Source organism: Agrobacterium sp. CMT1 (genome assembly GCF_037203725.1).
GTDB lineage: Bacteria > Pseudomonadota > Alphaproteobacteria > Rhizobiales > Rhizobiaceae > Agrobacterium > Agrobacterium pusense.
On the sequence record NZ_JBBCAR010000003.1, the window covers coordinates 361,170 to 377,628 of the forward strand.

Annotated in this window: 12 protein-coding genes; 6 read left to right on the forward strand and 6 right to left on the reverse strand. The window is 59.0% G+C overall.

Going from position 1 to position 16,459, the window contains the following annotated elements:
• Positions 1-125: 125 nt before the first annotated feature.
• The 3 genes from WA845_RS06770 to WA845_RS06780 all read left to right on the forward strand — a co-directional run bounded on the left by WA845_RS06770 (position 126) and on the right by WA845_RS06780 (position 4,075).
• Positions 126-1,358, forward strand: a complete 1,233-nt coding sequence (locus tag WA845_RS06770; protein WP_035209288.1) for a putative DNA modification/repair radical SAM protein — start codon at positions 126-128, stop codon at positions 1,356-1,358.
• Positions 1,358-2,800 (forward strand): UdgX family uracil-DNA binding protein, encoded by a 1,443-nt coding sequence (locus WA845_RS06775; protein ID WP_112554054.1) that lies wholly within the window; start codon positions 1,358-1,360, stop codon positions 2,798-2,800. The genes WA845_RS06770 and WA845_RS06775 overlap by 1 nt, the downstream gene beginning before the upstream one ends.
• Before the next feature lie 135 nt (positions 2,801-2,935).
• A complete protein-coding gene (locus WA845_RS06780) occupies positions 2,936-4,075 on the forward strand; it encodes a diguanylate cyclase (RefSeq protein WP_112554052.1) in 1,140 nt (379 codons plus the stop codon).
• A gap of 18 nt (positions 4,076-4,093) precedes the next feature.
• On the opposite strand, the gene WA845_RS06785 is transcribed toward WA845_RS06780, so the two are convergent.
• The 3 genes from WA845_RS06785 to WA845_RS06795 all read right to left on the reverse strand — a co-directional run bounded on the left by WA845_RS06785 (position 4,094) and on the right by WA845_RS06795 (position 9,025).
• Positions 4,094-4,297 carry a hypothetical protein gene (locus WA845_RS06785; RefSeq protein WP_006699640.1) on the reverse strand — a complete coding sequence of 68 codons (204 nt, stop codon included), beginning with the start codon at positions 4,295-4,297 and terminating at the stop codon, positions 4,094-4,096.
• A gap of 217 nt (positions 4,298-4,514) precedes the next feature.
• Positions 4,515-8,003 (reverse strand): carbamoyl-phosphate synthase large subunit, encoded by a 3,489-nt coding sequence (gene carB, locus WA845_RS06790; RefSeq protein WP_107339153.1) that lies wholly within the window; start codon positions 8,001-8,003, stop codon positions 4,515-4,517.
• 158 nt (positions 8,004-8,161) lie between these two features.
• On the reverse strand, positions 8,162-9,025 hold the full coding sequence (locus tag WA845_RS06795; RefSeq protein ID WP_112554048.1) for a LytTR family transcriptional regulator DNA-binding domain-containing protein: 864 nt from the start codon (positions 9,023-9,025) through the stop codon (positions 8,162-8,164).
• Between the two features lie 47 nt (positions 9,026-9,072).
• On the opposite strand from WA845_RS06795, the gene WA845_RS06800 reads away from it, so the two are divergent.
• Together WA845_RS06800 and ypfJ are read left to right on the forward strand one after the other, a co-directional pair.
• Positions 9,073-9,561 (forward strand): DUF2306 domain-containing protein, encoded by a 489-nt coding sequence (locus WA845_RS06800; protein ID WP_112554046.1) that lies wholly within the window; start codon positions 9,073-9,075, stop codon positions 9,559-9,561.
• Between the two features lie 98 nt (positions 9,562-9,659).
• Positions 9,660-10,577, forward strand: coding sequence for a KPN_02809 family neutral zinc metallopeptidase (gene ypfJ, locus WA845_RS06805; protein ID WP_004442894.1), 918 nt, complete (start codon positions 9,660-9,662; stop codon positions 10,575-10,577).
• A gap of 30 nt (positions 10,578-10,607) precedes the next feature.
• On the opposite strand, the gene WA845_RS06810 is transcribed toward ypfJ, so the two are convergent.
• Together WA845_RS06810 and mcpU are read right to left on the reverse strand one after the other, a co-directional pair.
• Positions 10,608-11,087 carry a DUF2938 family protein gene (locus WA845_RS06810; protein ID WP_112554044.1) on the reverse strand — a complete coding sequence of 160 codons (480 nt, stop codon included), beginning with the start codon at positions 11,085-11,087 and terminating at the stop codon, positions 10,608-10,610.
• A gap of 288 nt (positions 11,088-11,375) precedes the next feature.
• Positions 11,376-13,466, reverse strand: a complete 2,091-nt coding sequence (gene mcpU, locus WA845_RS06815; RefSeq protein ID WP_112554043.1) for a methyl-accepting chemotaxis protein McpU — start codon at positions 13,464-13,466, stop codon at positions 11,376-11,378.
• Between the two features lie 330 nt (positions 13,467-13,796).
• On the opposite strand from mcpU, the gene WA845_RS06820 reads away from it, so the two are divergent.
• A complete protein-coding gene (locus tag WA845_RS06820; protein ID WP_112554042.1) occupies positions 13,797-15,194 on the forward strand; it encodes an MATE family efflux transporter in 1,398 nt (465 codons plus the stop codon).
• A gap of 37 nt (positions 15,195-15,231) precedes the next feature.
• Here the strand turns inward: WA845_RS06820 and carA are convergent, their stop codons facing one another.
• On the reverse strand, positions 15,232-16,437 hold the full coding sequence (gene carA / locus WA845_RS06825; protein WP_045531978.1) for a glutamine-hydrolyzing carbamoyl-phosphate synthase small subunit: 1,206 nt from the start codon (positions 16,435-16,437) through the stop codon (positions 15,232-15,234).
• Positions 16,438-16,459 lie beyond the last annotated feature (22 nt).

Genomic DNA, 16,459 nt, shown 5'->3' on the forward strand with positions numbered 1-16,459 from the left:
GCGGACTATATCAGAAGACGACAGCGAAATGCCAGCAAATTTGAGGCATCAATATTTCTTCGTCTTTCCAATGACTTGAACATCCTGATTGACAATCTTCAAGAGAACATATAGTGAACATTATTATGAAGAAGTCAATCAGGCAACGGCTGGCCATTCTCTCTGACGCCGCGAAATACGACGCCTCCTGCGCATCGAGCGGGACGGCGAAACGGAACTCCGCAGCCTCTGGCGGATTGGGCTCGACAGAAGGGTCTGGCATCTGTCATGCCTATGCGCCGGATGGGCGCTGCATATCGCTCCTGAAAATCCTGCTCACCAATTTCTGCATCTATGATTGCGCCTATTGCATCAACCGTTCTTCCAGCAATGTGGAACGGGCGCGGTTTACCGCAGAAGAGGTGGTGTGGCTGACGCTCGAATTTTACCGGCGCAACTATATTGAAGGGTTGTTCTTATCCTCGGGTATCATCCGTTCCTCTGATCACACGATGGAGGAGATGGTGCGTGTGGCGCGTGAACTGCGCGTCACCCATGGCTTTCGTGGGTACATCCACCTCAAATCCATCCCGGAAGCGTCTCCGAAATTGATCGAGGAGGCGGGGCTTTATGCGGACCGGTTGTCGATCAACATCGAGTTGCCCACCGATAGCGGCATCGGCCGTTTTGCGCCGGAAAAGCAGCCCGCCAATATTCGCCGCTCTATGGCCGATATTCGCCTGAAGATCGAGGAGGCGGGCGAGCCTACCGTCAGAACGCGAAAAACCAAGCGTTTTGCGCCCGCCGGACAGAGCACGCAGATGATCGTGGGCGCCGACGGCGCCGATGACAGCACCATTCTTTCCACCAGCGCGCGGCTCTATGGAAGCTATGGTCTGCGGCGCGTCTATTATTCGGCGTTCAGCCCAATTCCGGATTCGTCGAAGAACCTGCCACTCATCAAGCCGCCGCTGATGCGCGAACACCGCCTCTATCAGGCGGACTGGCTTTATCGTTTTTACGGTTTCGATATCGGCGAGATAACCGCTATCGGCGGAAACGGCATGCTGGATCTTGACATCGACCCGAAGCTTGCCTGGGCATTGAAGCATCGCGATCAGTTTCCGGTAAACGTCAATGCGGCGGATCGCGAAATGTTGCTGCGTGTACCCGGTTTCGGCACCAAGACGGTTGCCTCGATTCTCTCGTCGCGGAAGTTCCGCAGCCTGCGGCTGGAAGATATCGCCCGCTTCGGCGTATCTCTCAAAAAGGTGAAGGCCTTTATCGTCGCGGAGGGATGGACACCGGGCAAGCTGATCGAACGGCCGGATCTGCGCGCGATGTTTGCGCCGCAGCCTGAACAATTGTCGTTGTTGTGATGTATGGCCCGATGCTGGAGGGGCGGGGGGATTTCACCGAGTGGCGCGATGCTGCGCGCGCGGCGCTTGCGGCCAATATACCGCCGGGGAAGATCGACTGGCGGCTGCAGGATGACGGATTTGGGCTTCTCGACTTTTCCGGTGCGCCATTGCCAACGGAGGGCGCCGCCCCGGTTTCCGTATCTGCCGCATTTGTCGCACTGGCGCAGGCCGTCATCTGCCACAGCGATCCCGGCCGTTTCGCGCTGCTCTACAGGTTATTGTGGCGGCTGAAACGGGATCGGGCCCTGCTGCAGTTCAAGTCCGATCCGGATGTTTCCGATGTGCGGCTGCTCGAAAAGTCTGTCCGTCGCGATTATCACAAGATGACGGCCTTCGTGCGTTTCAAGGAGCTGCCATTGCCGCAAGGGCAGGGCGGGCGACGGCGGTTCGTGGCGTGGTTCGAACCGGACCATTTCATCATCGAACGCACGGCTCCGTTTTTTCAACGTCGCTTCACCGACATGGACTGGTTGATTGTCTCGCCGAAGGGCAGCGCCCGATGGGACGGAAACCTGCTGCAGACATCACGGGAGGCTGCCGCCAAGCCTGATCTCAAGGATGAAACGGACGATCTCTGGCGGACCTATTACGCTAATATTTTCAACCCGGCCCGCTTGAAGATCAAGGCCATGACAGCGGAGATGCCGAAGAAATACTGGAAGAATCTGCCGGAAGCCGAGCTCATCCCTGACCTGATTCTGGGCGCGGAGGCGCGGGTGCTGGAGATGGCGGCGAAGGAGGCGAGCCAACCGAAGCCGTTTCACCATCGCCTCCAGGCAGCGGCTTCCGCACGGGAAGAGCAGTCAACTTTGCCGGATGGCACGCTTGCTTCGCTGGCGCATGAAGCGCTCCACTGCACACGGTGTGCCCTGCATTGCAAGGCGACGCAGACCGTTTTTGGTGACGGGCCGGAAAACGCGAAGATCATGGTCGTCGGCGAGCAGCCGGGCGATCACGAGGATCTGGCCGGAAAACCTTTTGTCGGCCCCGCTGGCCAGCTGTTCTACAGGACGCTCAGAGAGATCGGTGTGGACCGCGGCGGGCTTTACGTTACCAATGCCGTGAAACACTTCAAATACGAAACGCGCGGCAAACGGCGCATCCACCAGCGGCCGAATGCGGGGGAAGTGGAGCAATGCCGCTGGTGGCTCAACCAGGAAATCGCGCTTGTTCAGCCGAAGCTGATCGTTGCGATGGGTGCAACGGCGCTATATGCGCTGACCGGCGGCAAAGAAAAGGTCTCGGAGATTCGCGGCCGTCCCTTGCCAATGCAAGAAGGGCGGACGCTTTTTGTCACCGTGCACCCATCCTACCTGCTTCGCCTTCCTGATGAGCAGGCTAAAGAGATGGAAATCAAGAAATTCAAACAGGACATGCTTTATGTAAGAAATTTTGAATAGTCTTTTCTAAGTATATATTTTATCGAATATCAACTTGGCGTTGTTGTGCTTTACGCATTGTCAGTTTTTCGTTTTAATTGAAATTTATTTGAGCATTTTATATGTCTCATCAAAATATTTATAGACGGGCGTATTATGCTTGGTGAACTTGACCTTGCAACAGTCATACTAATGCAAAAATGCTCCTACATCGTAGGGCTGCTGAGTTTTATCTATTTGATGCTGACCAATCGCGGCCTGCGCGGTCCTGTCACTCTTGCCGCGGGCTTTGCGGCAATGGCCGTCGGCTCAACGCTTGCCGGATATGGCGAGTGGAAGATATTGTCGCCGGCCTTGTGGCGGTTGGGCAGTATCGTATTCGGTATTGCAGGTTATGCGCTTATCTGGCTTGGTCTGAAAACGTTGAGCGACGGCCGTTTTGTGTCGCGGAAAACTCTGCTTCGGACTTGTCTTATCGTGGTTCTCGGGATTGTCCTCGCGTATGAGGTGGCGGAGAACAATGCGTTGCGCGCTGCGCTGTTCAATGGCTGTGCGGCGCTTGCCTATCTCGGCGCGGCCGCGGTGCTGTTTAGCGGCTGGCGCAAAGAGCCGCTTCTTTCCCGCATCGCGCTGGGCGCGATCACCACCGTCTCGGGGCTGATTTCACTTCTGGTGGTAAAGGGGGTGCTTTCACCCTCTCTCGCCTCCATCAACATCGTCAATGCGTTCTTCCTCATCATTATGCTCAACTTTGCGATTGCCCTGTTCGTGATGGTGCTGGTGGCTGAACGCTCGGAGCGGAAACTGTTGATCCTTGCCAATACGGATCCGCTGACAGGCGTGAAGAACAGGCGCTTCTTCTTCCAGACGATGCCCACAAGGCCTGATCCCACCGATGCGACAATGCTGCTCGATATCGATCACTTCAAATCGATCAACGACCGCTTCGGCCATTCCGTCGGTGACAGCGTCCTGCAGGAAGTGGCAAAGCGGATCGGCGGCAGTATTCGCAGTGGCGACGTGCTGGCCCGTTATGGCGGCGAGGAATTCATCATCTTCCTGCCCGGCGCAGGAAGCCAAAAGGCGTCAATGATAGGCGAGCGCATTCGCAACGCGGTTGCTTTGAAAGAGGTGGACTGCGGCGGCCTGCGTGTCGGTGTGACAATCAGCATCGGCATTGCGACAAGCGGCGAGATACACTGTGATCTCCAGACGCTGGCCGACATGGCCGACCGCGCGCTGTACCGCGCCAAGAGCGAAGGCCGCAACTGCGTCCGGGAAGCACTGGCGGCTTAAAGCCTGCCGTTTCAGATGCTATTCGCTCTCGTTCGATTTTTGGCCCATGTCATGGCCTACCTCTCGCTCACGCTGCCTAAGGGCTTCTTTCAGAAGAATTTCGATCTGCGCGTTAATGCTGCGCAGCTCGTCGCTCGCAGTCTGGCGGACAGCGTTCAAAATCACCGGTTCGATGCGCAGTGGGAAAGCTACACGCATCGGGCCGGGCGGTCGTCCAGTCATGCTTTTGCTCCAGATGCGGGTTCAGGAACTGGGTGATCGGCGATGGCGGAGAATTCTCGGGACAGGGAAAAATCGTCATCGGCCTGCGGGTGGAAATGATGTTTTTTTGATACCGGCGTTGGATTGCAGGTGTATTACGCAATGAGAAACGCCGCCAACCTGGTGGTTCGCGGCGTTCCGGCGTTCATTCAGTTCGTCAGGCTTTCTTGCTGACCTCTTAGTTGAAGTAGCTCTGCAGCGGCTTCACTTCCAGATTACCGGCCTTCAGCGCCTTGATGGCGAGGGCGGCTGCTTCGGCACCTGCCATCGTCGTGTAATAGGGCACCTTCTGCATCAACGTTGCGCGGCGCAGAGACTTCGAGTCGGAAATCGCCTTGTTGCTGTCGGTGGTGTTGATGACGAGCTGGACCTGACGGTTGCGGATGGCGTCTTCGATATGCGGACGTCCTTCCTGTACCTTGTTGATCTTTTCGGCGTTGATGCCCTTTTCGGCAAGGAAACGCTGGGTGCCGCCGGTCGCCAGCACTCTGAAGCCGCTTTCCACAAGAATGCGGATGGCTGGCAGAACGCCTTCCTTGTCCTCATCACGGACCGAGACGAAGACCGCGCCGGAGCGCGGCAGGTCGACACCTGCGCCGAGCTGGCTCTTGGCGAAGGCGAGCGCGAAATCAGTGTCGAGGCCGATGACTTCACCGGTCGAGCGCATTTCCGGTCCGAGCAGAATGTCGACGCCGGGGAAGCGCGCGAAGGGGAAGACGGCTTCCTTGACGGCAATGTGCTTGAGGTTGCGCGGATCGGGCTTCTCGCCGTAAGCGGCAATCGCCGGATCGAGCTTCTCGCCCGCCATGACGCGGGCGGCGATCTTGGCGATCGGCGCGCCGATTGTTTTCGCGACGAAAGGCACGGTACGCGAGGCGCGCGGGTTGACTTCGAGAACGTAGATCGTGCCGTCCTTGATGGCATATTGAACGTTCATCAGGCCGCCGACCTTGAGCGCCTTGGCAAGCGCCGTCGTCTGGCGCTCCAGTTCGTCGAGCGTTTCCTTGCTGAGCGAACGCGAAGGCAGCGAGCAGGCCGAGTCGCCCGAGTGGATGCCAGCCTCTTCTATGTGCTCCATGATGCCGGATACGAAGACGTTTTCGCCATCGCACAGCGCGTCGACGTCCACTTCGACGGCGTTGGTCAGGTAGCTGTCGAACAGAAGCGGGTTCTTGCCGAGCAGGGTGTTGATCTGGCCGGTCTTGTCGTTCGGGTAACGCTGCTTGATGTCCTCGGGTACGAGACCCGGAACCGTGTCGAGCAGGTAGGTCTGGAGCTGGCCTTCCGAATGGATGATCTGCATGGCGCGGCCACCCAGAACGTAGGACGGGCGAACCACCAGCGGGAAGCCGATTTCAGAAGCGACAAGGCGGGCCTGCTCGACCGAATAGGCGATGCCATTGTTCGGTTGGGCCAGATCGAGCTTCATCAAGAGCTTCTGGAAGCGGTCGCGGTCTTCGGCAAGGTCGATCATGTCAGGCGCGGTGCCGAGGATCGGGATACCGTTCTTTTCCAGCGCTTCTGCAAGCTTCAGCGGCGTCTGGCCACCGAACTGCACGATGACGCCGACGAGTTCACCCTTTTCCTGTTCGGCGCGCATGATCTCGATCACGTCTTCGGCCGTCAGCGGCTCGAAATAGAGGCGGTCGGAAGTGTCGTAGTCGGTGGACACCGTTTCCGGGTTGCAGTTGATCATGATCGCTTCAAAGCCGGCATCCTTCAGCGCGAAGGCTGCGTGGCAGCAGCAATAATCGAACTCGATGCCCTGGCCGATACGGTTCGGGCCGCCGCCGAGGATGACGACCTTCTTGCGGTCGGAGACCTGCGCTTCAGAGCGGGCGGCGCCGACGAAGGGTATTTCATAGGTCGAATACATGTAGGCGGTCGGCGAGGCGAATTCGGCGGCGCAGGTGTCGATGCGCTTGAAGACCGGGCGGACGTTCAGGCTGTTGCGCAGTTCGGCCACTTCCTTTGGACGCTTGGAGGTCAGGCTGGCGAGGCGGGCATCGGAGAAGCCCATGGCCTTTAGCATGCGCAGGTTTTCGGCGTCCTGTGGCAGCCCGTGCTCGCGGATGCGGGCTTCCGTATCGACGATGGCCTTGAACTGGGCGATGAACCAGGGGTCGATCTTCGAGTTCTCGTGGACTTCCTCTTCGGTCATGCCCATGCGCAGCGCCTGGGCGACCATGCGCAGGCGATCCGGCGTCGGCGTGCCGATAGCGGCGCGGATCGCGTTCTTGGAGCCTTCGCCCTCTTCGTAACCGGGAATTTCGATTTCATCGAGACCGGTAAGGCCGGTTTCGAGACCGCGCAGCGCCTTCTGCAGGGATTCCGCAAAGGTGCGGCCGATGGCCATGACTTCACCGACCGACTTCATCGCGGTGGTGAGGATCGGCGACGCGCCCGGGAACTTCTCGAAGGCAAAACGCGGGATCTTGGTGACGACGTAGTCAATCGAGGGTTCGAACGATGCCGGGGTGGCGCCGCCGGTGATGTCGTTTTCGAGTTCGTCCAGAGTATAGCCGATGGCGAGCTTCGCGGCGATCTTGGCGATCGGGAAGCCGGTTGCCTTGGAAGCCAGCGCAGAGGAGCGCGACACGCGCGGGTTCATTTCGATGACGACGAGGCGGCCGTCCTTCGGGTTGACGGCGAACTGCACGTTGGAGCCGCCGGTCTCGACGCCGATCTCACGCAGCACCGCAATCGAGGCGTTGCGCATGATCTGGTATTCCTTGTCGGTCAGCGTCAACGCTGGCGCGACAGTGATGGAGTCACCGGTATGGACGCCCATCGGATCGATGTTTTCGATGGAGCAGATGATGATGCAATTGTCCGCGGTGTCGCGGACGACTTCCATCTCATACTCCTTCCAGCCCAGAACCGATTCTTCGACCAGAACTTCCGTCGTCGGCGAGGCGTCGAGGCCGCCGGAGACGATGTCGAAGAATTCCGAGCGGTTATAGGCAATGCCGCCGCCCGTGCCGCCCAGTGTAAACGACGGGCGGATGATGGCGGGCAGGCCGACATGATCGATGGCCTGGGCGGCAATGGCCATGGCGTGGGCCATGTAACGCTGCTTGCGGTCGGTTTCGCCGAGGTTCCACTGGTTTTCGAGGTCGTCCAGCGCCTTGTCGAGTTCGGGGCCGGAGAGCTTGCCCTTCAACTCCGCCCGCGCAGCTTCATGCTTCTTGCGGTCTGCATCCTTGATTTCCGTGGCGTTGGCGAGCATCGAGCGCGGGGTTTCAAGGCCGATGCGGGCCATGGCTTCGCGGAAGAGGGCCCGGTCTTCGGCCATGTCGATGGCTTCGGGCTTTGCGCCGATCATTTCGACATTGTAGCGGTCGAGAACGCCCATGCGCTTGAGAGAAAGCGCGGTGTTGAGCGCGGTCTGGCCGCCCATGGTCGGCAGCAGCGCGTCCGGGCGCTCCTTCGCAATGATCTTGGCCACGACTTCAGGGGTGATCGGCTCGACGTAGGTGGCGTCCGCGAGACCCGGATCGGTCATGATCGTCGCCGGGTTGGAGTTGACCAGAATGACCCGGTAACCTTCCTCCTTCAGCGCCTTACAGGCCTGCGTGCCGGAGTAATCGAATTCACATGCCTGACCGATAACGATCGGTCCCGCGCCGATGATGAGGATGGACTTGATATCTTGGCGCTTCGGCATGGGCTCTCTCGTTCCGCTTTTCGGTTGCGCAAAACACCGGCCAGGGTGGAAGATCACCGGCCGGGGAGCGCAATTCAAATGTTTTCAGGCTAGAAGCGGCTTATAGGCAAATGTTTTTGAGAACGGAACCCCATAAATTCCGGAATCGACAGAAACTCTTAACGGGCAGGGGCAAGCGCGGCAAAACGGGCCTGTACCGCCGCAGCATAGGAGCGACTGACGGGGATCTCGGAACCGTCCCTTGTCATGAGAAGCAGGCGGCCTGTCTGTTTACGCAGCGCGATGACATCCGTATCGGCAATCCAGTGGGAGCGGTGCACCTGCAAGCCCTGCGTCTCGCCAATCTCCTTCAGCGCATCGGCAAAACGCAAGAGGACGAGTTGACGCCCGCGCGTGGTGACGATTTCGGTATAATGGTCCTGCACTGAGAGCCGCAGCAGTTCGCCACGCTTTTGCGGTGGAATCCGCTCCAGCAGCGGTGCGAGGCCCTTAGCGTGTTTGATGTCTTCGTCTCTGACCGTAGAGGCATTGGCCGTCGTCTCGAACGACTGGCAGGCGGTGAGATAACTCAGCAGGCAGAAGATGGCGCAGAGAGGCAGGGAGGACAGGCTGCTCTGCAAAAAGGGGCCGAAACCCATTTCCCTGCCTGAAAAGACCCCGTTTGTGATGGTAAGCAAGAGCCCGATCGGCAAGGCGGCCGTCAGCGAGCCGATCATCATGCGCGCCAGCATATTTTCGATGCGGCCGGCAAGGATGCTGTTGGCGATGATGGAAAAGGATATGGCAAATATCCAGGCGCCGGCCTGAATGATTGTCCAGTAAAGCAACCGGTCGGCGAAGCTCATGGTTTCGCTCGTTCCGAAGGGCCCGGTCACGATGAAGATCGCCAGTACCGCAAGGAATGTCAGCCACAGCCTGCGCGATTGCAGAACGGCGTGCATTTCACGAAGCGTGGATTGCAGATACGGGTGATCCACGAAGTTTTCCTGCTGATGGCGCCAATCCGTTTTTCCTGTCCGCATGTTTCGCCGAAATTGCCGGTGATTTCAACCGAGCCGAAACAGCAACCATGTCATTCCAGCCTCTGTTAGACGCACCGCTTGCCGTGCAATTCCATGTCGCCACCGTCATGCCCGCAGCCATTCTCGGGGCCTTCATCTTCCTGCGTCCCAAGGGAACCGCCATCCACCGACTGCTCGGCAAGATCTGGGTGATGCTGATGGTTTCGACTTCCGTTTCGACCTTCTTCATCCATCAATTGAGGATGTTTTACGGCTTCAGCCCGATCCATCTGCTCTCAGCTTTCACGATATATGGCTGTCTGCAATCGATCTACTTCGCCCGGCGTGGCGATATCAGACGCCATATGCGGATTATGCAGAGCGTTTATCTGGGCGGCATCGTGATTGCCGGAGGTTTCACCTTCGTTCCCGGACGCCTTATGAATGAGGTTGCTTTTGGTGGCGGCGGAGCGGGATTTGTGGCCGTTTCCGCCGGCGCTCTGGTCTTTGCCTTCCTGTTTCTGACCGTGTTGAAACAAAGACGCAGAGCCGCATGAAAGACTCCGCTGACCGCCTCTGCTTTCTTCCGGAACAAGATGTATTATAGTGCCGTTATAAGGCAGCTTGTTGAGGCGATAGTCGCCGGGAGAATAGCATGGAATGGAGAGGGCGCCGCCAGTCGGACAATATTGAGGATCGGCGCGGCATGTCGGCGGGGCCGAGTGATCCTTTTTCCCGAGGCGGGATGCGCGTGCCAATCGGGCGTCGCGGCGGCGGTATCGGGATTGGCGGTCTTCTGGTCATTCTGTTGATCAGCTGGGTGCTCGGCATCAACCCACTGACGCTGCTGACCGGCGGCGATCTGTCGATGGATGGCGGCGGTACTACGCAGTCGGGGACCCAGCAGTCCGGCACGCGACCACAGGGGCAATCGTCCGACGAGACGACCGCCTTCGTCCGCACCGTTCTTGCCGAGACCGAGGATACGTGGAGCGGCATTTTCCAGTCGGCAGGCGAAACCTATCAGAAGCCGACGCTGGTTCTGTTCTCCGGGCAGGTGTCTTCCGCCTGCGGTTATGCTTCCGCTGCCAGCGGTCCGTTCTATTGCCCGGGCGACCGTAAGGTCTATCTCGACACCAGCTTCTTCAAGGAACTCGACCAGCGTTTCGGCGCGGCTGGCGATTTCGCGCAGGCTTACGTGATTGCGCATGAGGTCGGCCACCACATCCAGAACCTGACCGGCGTTCTGCCTGAGTTCAACCGCCGCCGTCAGTCGATGAGCCAGACGGACGCCAACAAGATGTCGGTGCGTGTGGAGCTTCAGGCGGATTGTTATGCGGGCATCTGGGGCAAGTTTACCGAACAGAAGGGCATTCTTGAGACCGGCGACCTTGAGGAAGCCCTGAACGCCGCCCATCAGATCGGCGACGATACGCTGCAGAAGCAGACTCAAGGCTATGTGGTGCCCGATAGCTTCAACCACGGCACCTCGGCGCAGCGCATGGAATGGTTTAAGCGCGGCTTCCAGAGCGGCCGGGTCGAGGACTGCGATACTTTCTCGGCGAATATCTGAGGAGAGGGGGCTTTTCAGCCCCCTTTTCGTTTAGCGCATCGAGAGCGCCACGACATACATGCCGAGGGCGAAGATGGTATGGGCCACGAGGTTGAGGACGCGAACCTTCGTGGGGTTCGGTGTCTTCGATGCGGCCCAGCCAATGCCGAGACCCGGCTGCAGCAGGAACCAGCCTGCGCCCACCGTTATGATGCCGACGGCCCACGGCGCTATGAAGGACGGGTTTGCAAACCAGGCGGGCGGGACCACCAGGGCAAGAATGACACCATAGAGAATCCCGACTGCGTAATGCGAAATCCAGCCGAGCGCCAGTTCATGCTCGTAGGGTTCAGCCGTGGCGATGCTGTCGTGAAATATCCTGCCTTTCGGCACATGCCAGAACCAGCGGCCGACCGGCGCCCAGTTCGGGGCGGACTGGCCGAAAAACCGGTGCAGTATGATTGCCCATATGTCCATAAACACGGTGCCGCCAATGCCCATGGCAATGCCGCGCCAAATCAGTTCCAGCATGAATCCCTCCGCATGATCATGATCGATCAAGCTCTAGCGGATCGTGTGAATGGCGGGAACCGACTATTAGGAGGGTGGACAAAAAAATGGCCGGATCGCTCCGGCCATGAGGGTGAGAAAGGCGTAAGATTTCACCTCCGTCATGCTCGGGCGTGTCCCGAGCATCTGCGACGTATGTTTTATACGAGACGTGGTTGGATCCTCGGGACAAGCCTGAGGATGACGTCGAGCGTGGTGATGGTTGGCCATGATCCGGTGCTATAACGATCGGCCAATATCCATTCTCCCTTAAGCAGCCCGCCCATATTCCACCTGCCGCCGCGTAGCCGTGGCGAGCTGGAACTGCGCTAGCAACTCATTCAGCGCCGCCGCTTCCGAGGCGAGGCCATGACTTGCTGCCGTCTGCTCCTCGACCATGGCGGCATTCTGCTGCGTGCCCTGATCGATGGTGTTGATGGCGGTGTTGATTTCCTGGAGGCCGGTCGACTGTTCGCGCGATGCGGTGACGATCGCGTCGATGTGGCGGTTGATCTCCTGCACTTCGCGGACGATGGTTTCCAGCGCCTTGCCGGCATTGCCGACGAGTTCGACGCCGGACTGCACCTGTGAGGTGGAGGCGTTGATCAGCGTCTTGATCTCCTTTGCCGCATTGGCGGAACGCTGGGCAAGTTCACGGACTTCCTGGGCGACGACAGCAAAACCCTTGCCGGCCTCGCCGGCGCGGGCGGCTTCAACACCGGCATTCAGTGCGAGCAGGTTGGTCTGGAAGGCGATCTCGTCGATCACGCCGATGATGTTGCTGATCTCGGAAGATGATTTTTCGATGCCTTCCATGGCGCGTACGGCATCTTCGACGATGACGCCGGACTGTTCGGCATTGCCGCGGGCGCGGTCGACCAAGCGGCCGACTTCTTCCGCACGGCGGGCGGAATCCTTGACAGTCGTGGTGATTTCCTCAAGCGCCGCCGCCGTTTCTTCCACGGAGGCTGCCTGCTGTTCGGTGCGTCGCGCCAGATCGTCGGCTGACTGGCGAATTTCGCCGGCACCGGCATCGATCGCAAGCGCGTTCTGTCCGACGGTGCTGAGCGCAGCATTCAGCTTCGCAACGGAATTGTTGAAGTCGTCGCGCAGGCGATCGATGCGGGACACAAACGGCGTATCGATACGATAATTGAGATCGCCGTTGGAGAGATGAGCAAGACCCTTTGCCAGTGAATCGACTGCAAACTGAATATCGGCCGCGTCTTTTGCTGCCAGTCGTTCCCGCTCGTTACGCTCCTGTTCGGAAAGTGTGCGGTTCTGTTCGGCGTCCCCTTCGAGCCGCAGGCGTTCCATGGCGTTCGAGCGGAACACGGCAACGGCCGCAGCCATGGAGCCGATCTGATCGGTGCGTTCCTGGCCAGGAATGGCGACCTCGAGATTGCCGGCAGCCAGGCCTTCCATGGCGGAGGTCATCTGCGTTACCGGGCGAACGATGAAGCGGGAGAGCACGGTCGCCAGCAGGCCGATCATGATCGTGGCGGCGAGAATGGTGGCGATGGTGGCGGCCATGCGGAACTGCCCGATGGCGCCATAGGCAACATCGGAATCAACAACAAAGCCAAGATACCAGTCGACCGAAGGCAGGCCGGCGACCGGAATGAAGCTCGTGATCTTGCCCTTGCCGTCGATTTCCGTCTGGGAAATTGCAGAAGAAATCACCGGCGTATCGACTTTGAAGAGATCGGTCAGCGGTTTGTCGACGAATTTTGCATCGGGGTGGATGAGGATCTTGCCATCCTTGCTGACCAGGAAGGCATACCCGTCCTTGCCGGCATCCACGGACGTGATCATCTTGACCAGGGAGTCGAGCGAGAAATCGCTGCCTGTCACACCGGCAAGCTTGCCGTTGACGGAGACGGGAATGGCGGCCGTGATGATGAGCCCGCCGGTCGAGGCGTCATTATAGGGCTCGGTGAGAACGGTTTTGCCGGCCTTCACAGCATCCAGATACCACGGGCGTTTGCGTGGATCGTAACCTTCCGGCAGCGGTGTCTTCGGGAAGGTGGTGAAGGTGCCGGTTTCCGCATTGCCAAAATAGGTGGACATGAATTGCGCGGTCAGCACCTCATTCTCCAGAAACTGCAGCTTCGCACCGTCCTCGGGAAGCTTGGCAAGCGTCTTTGCCACGGTTTCCGTCAGCATGATGCGGCCATTCAGCCAATTCGCGATGCTCTGGGCGGCCTGCTTGCCGGAAGAATCGATATTTTCCGCCACCGCTTCGGTGGTGACCCGATGCTGAAGGCTGTCGATATAATACGAGAAGCCCGCAAAGGCGGCGACGACAAGAGATGACGCGGCAACCAGAATGCGCGTCATAAGATTGGTTTTCTTTGGCAAGCTACAGATCCTTGAAGCCCGATGCACCGATAAGGTCATCTTGAACAATGGTTGGGGAAACATGCCTCGAAGGCGGGAATATTCTGCGTCATGCAGCTTATGATTTTAGAAGAACTATTCGATGTTCTAATGGATAAAGGCGAATGGTAAAATTCGACTAAACTTGTGTTTGGTGAGGGCTCGTATTGCGAATTTGTCGAGCCGTTTCAGAACTGCGTAATTTTTAACCATGCACTGCTGCCGGTTGCATGCAGACAGCGATTATTTTATTCATCCTCGTGCTGCCGTTGCGCAAATCGCGGGCAACGGCCAATGTTCGGGTGAATTACAATGTCTTCGTCGGTTGTTGCAGGAACCGTTCCTTCCGGATCGGGGTCGTGGTTTTCTCATTTCAAGGCTACGCTTGTTCTCGGGATTCCGCTTATCGGCGCGCAGCTCGCGCAGCTTGGCATCCATACCACCGATATGGTGATCGTCGGTCAGCTGGGTGCAGAGAAGCTGGCGGCCATGGTGCTGGCCGGGCAGTTTTTCTTTGTCGTTTTTATTTTTGGTACAGGCTTCTCGGTCGCCGTTGTGCCCATGGTGGCGCAGGCTTACGGGCAGGGCGATGCGACATCTGCGCGCCGCTCGTTGCGCATGGGCATGTGGGTGGCGATCGCGTACTGGCTTCTGACGCTGCCGATCTTCATGAATGCCGAGCGCATCCTGGTTGCGCTTGGGCAGAACCCGGATGTGGCGTCGCTGACAGGCCATTATCTCGCCATCGCCAAGTTCGGCCTTCTGCCGGCGCTGCTGTTTTATGTGCTGCGTGGCCTTGTCAGCGCCATCGGCCGCGCAGGCATCATTCTTTATGTCACCATCATCATGCTGGTGATGAATGGTATACTCGCCTATGCTCTTGTGTTCGGGCATTTCGGGCTGCCGGCCATGGGCATGAATGGCGCGGCCGTGGTTGCGGTCATCGTCAACGCCTTCAGCTTCATCTTCATCGTGGCGTATGTGCAGACGCGCGAGGAAACGAAGAAATACGAGCTGTTCGTGCGCTTCTGGCGGCCAGACTGGCATGCGCTTTTCGAAGTGCTGCGTCTTGGCCTGCCGATCAGCATCACCATTCTTGCCGAGGTGACCCTGTTTGCTGCCGCCTCGATCCTGATGGGGCAGATCGGCACGGTACAGCTCGCGGCGCACGGCATTGCCCTGCAGCTCGCTTCCATCGCCTTCATGATCCCGCTCGGCCTTTCGCAGGCAGCGACCGTTCGCGTCGGCGTGGCGCGGGGCCAGGGGGACTTCAAGAACCTCATCCGCGCTTCGATCATGATTTACGCCATCGCCTGTGGCATCGCCCTGTGCGGTGGCATCCTATTTGCGGCGGTGCCGGAATTTCTGGCGAAGTGGTTCCTTGATCCCAAACTTCCGGAAGCTGCGGAAGTGCTGGCTTATGCGAGCAGCCTGGTGGTGATTGCCGGCATCTTCCAGCTTGTCGATGGCATTCAGGCGGTCACGGCAGGCCTGCTACGCGGGTTGAAGGATGCGCGTATACCGGCGATGCTGGCGCTGATCTCCTATTGGCCGATTGGGCTGGCGCTTGCCTGGACCATGGCTTTTCCGCTCGGTTTCGGCGGGCGCGGTGTCTGGTTCGGCTTTGTGATCGGTCTTTCGACAGCCGCCGTTCTTCTTACCATCCGCTTCGTGCTGCTTGTGAAGCGTGAAATGAAAACGGCCCGCTGAGAAGCGGGCCGTATGTAACGTCCGGATTGGAAAAGTATCAGCGCTCGGCGAGCGCTGCCTCACCCTTCTTTTCACGCAGCAGGTTGACGAAGCGGCGGAAGAGATAGTGGCTGTCCTGCGGGCCCGGCGATGCTTCCGGGTGGTGCTGGACGGAGAAGACCGGCTTGCCGGTGATGCGCAGGCCGCAATTGGTACCGTCGAACAGCGAGATGTGGGTCTCTTCTACGCCCTCGGGCAGCGACTTGGTATCCACCGCAAAGCCGTGGTTCATCGAAACGATTTCCACCTTGCCGGTCGTGAAGTCCTTGACAGGATGGTTGGCGCCATGGTGGCCCTGATGCATCTTTTCGGTCTTTGCGCCAACCGCAAGGCCGAGCATCTGGTGGCCGAGGCAGATGCCGAAGATCGGCAGGTCGGTCTTGATGAGGTTCTGGATAACGGGAACGGCATATTCGCCCGTCGCGGCCGGGTCTCCGGGACCGTTGGACAGGAACACGCCATCCGGCTTCAGCGCCATGATGTCTTCAGCCGAAGTCTGGGCCGGAACGACCGTGACCTTGCAATCGAGACCGGCAAACAGACGCAGGATGTTGCGCTTGACGCCAAAATCGACGCAGACGACGTGATACTTCGCATCGGCTTCGCCGAGCGTGCCGTAACCCTTGTTCCAGACCCACGGCGTTTCCGCCCAGGTGGAAGACTGGCCGGAGGTGGCTTCTATGGCGAGGTCGAGGCCGACGAGGCCGCTCCATGCCTTGGCTTCCGCCTTCAGGGCTTCGATATCGAAGACGCCGTTCGGATCATGGGCGATAACCGCGTTCGGCGCACCGTTTTCGCGGATCCATGCCGTCAGGGCGCGGGTGTCTATGCCGCAGAGGCCGATGACGCCGCGGGCCTTCAGCCAGGCATCCAGATGCTTGACCGCGCGGAAGTTCGAGGGGTCGGTGATGTCGGCCTTGAAGATGACGCCGACGGCGCCGCGGCGGGCGGCGGGCGTCAGGTCTTCGATATCTTCTTCATTGGTGCCGACATTGCCGATATGCGGGAAGGTGAAGGTAACGATCTGGCCGAGATAGGAGGGGTCGGTGAGGATTTCCTCGTAACCCGTCAGCGCCGTGTTGAAGCAGACCTCGGCCTGAACCTTACCGGTTGCGCCGATGCCCGTTCCTTCAATCACTGTGCCATCGGCAAGAACAAGCATTGCGGTCGGTTTGCGGGTAGTCCAGGGCGCTGTCTCGGTCATCTCGTTCCGTTTCTGCCGCTTC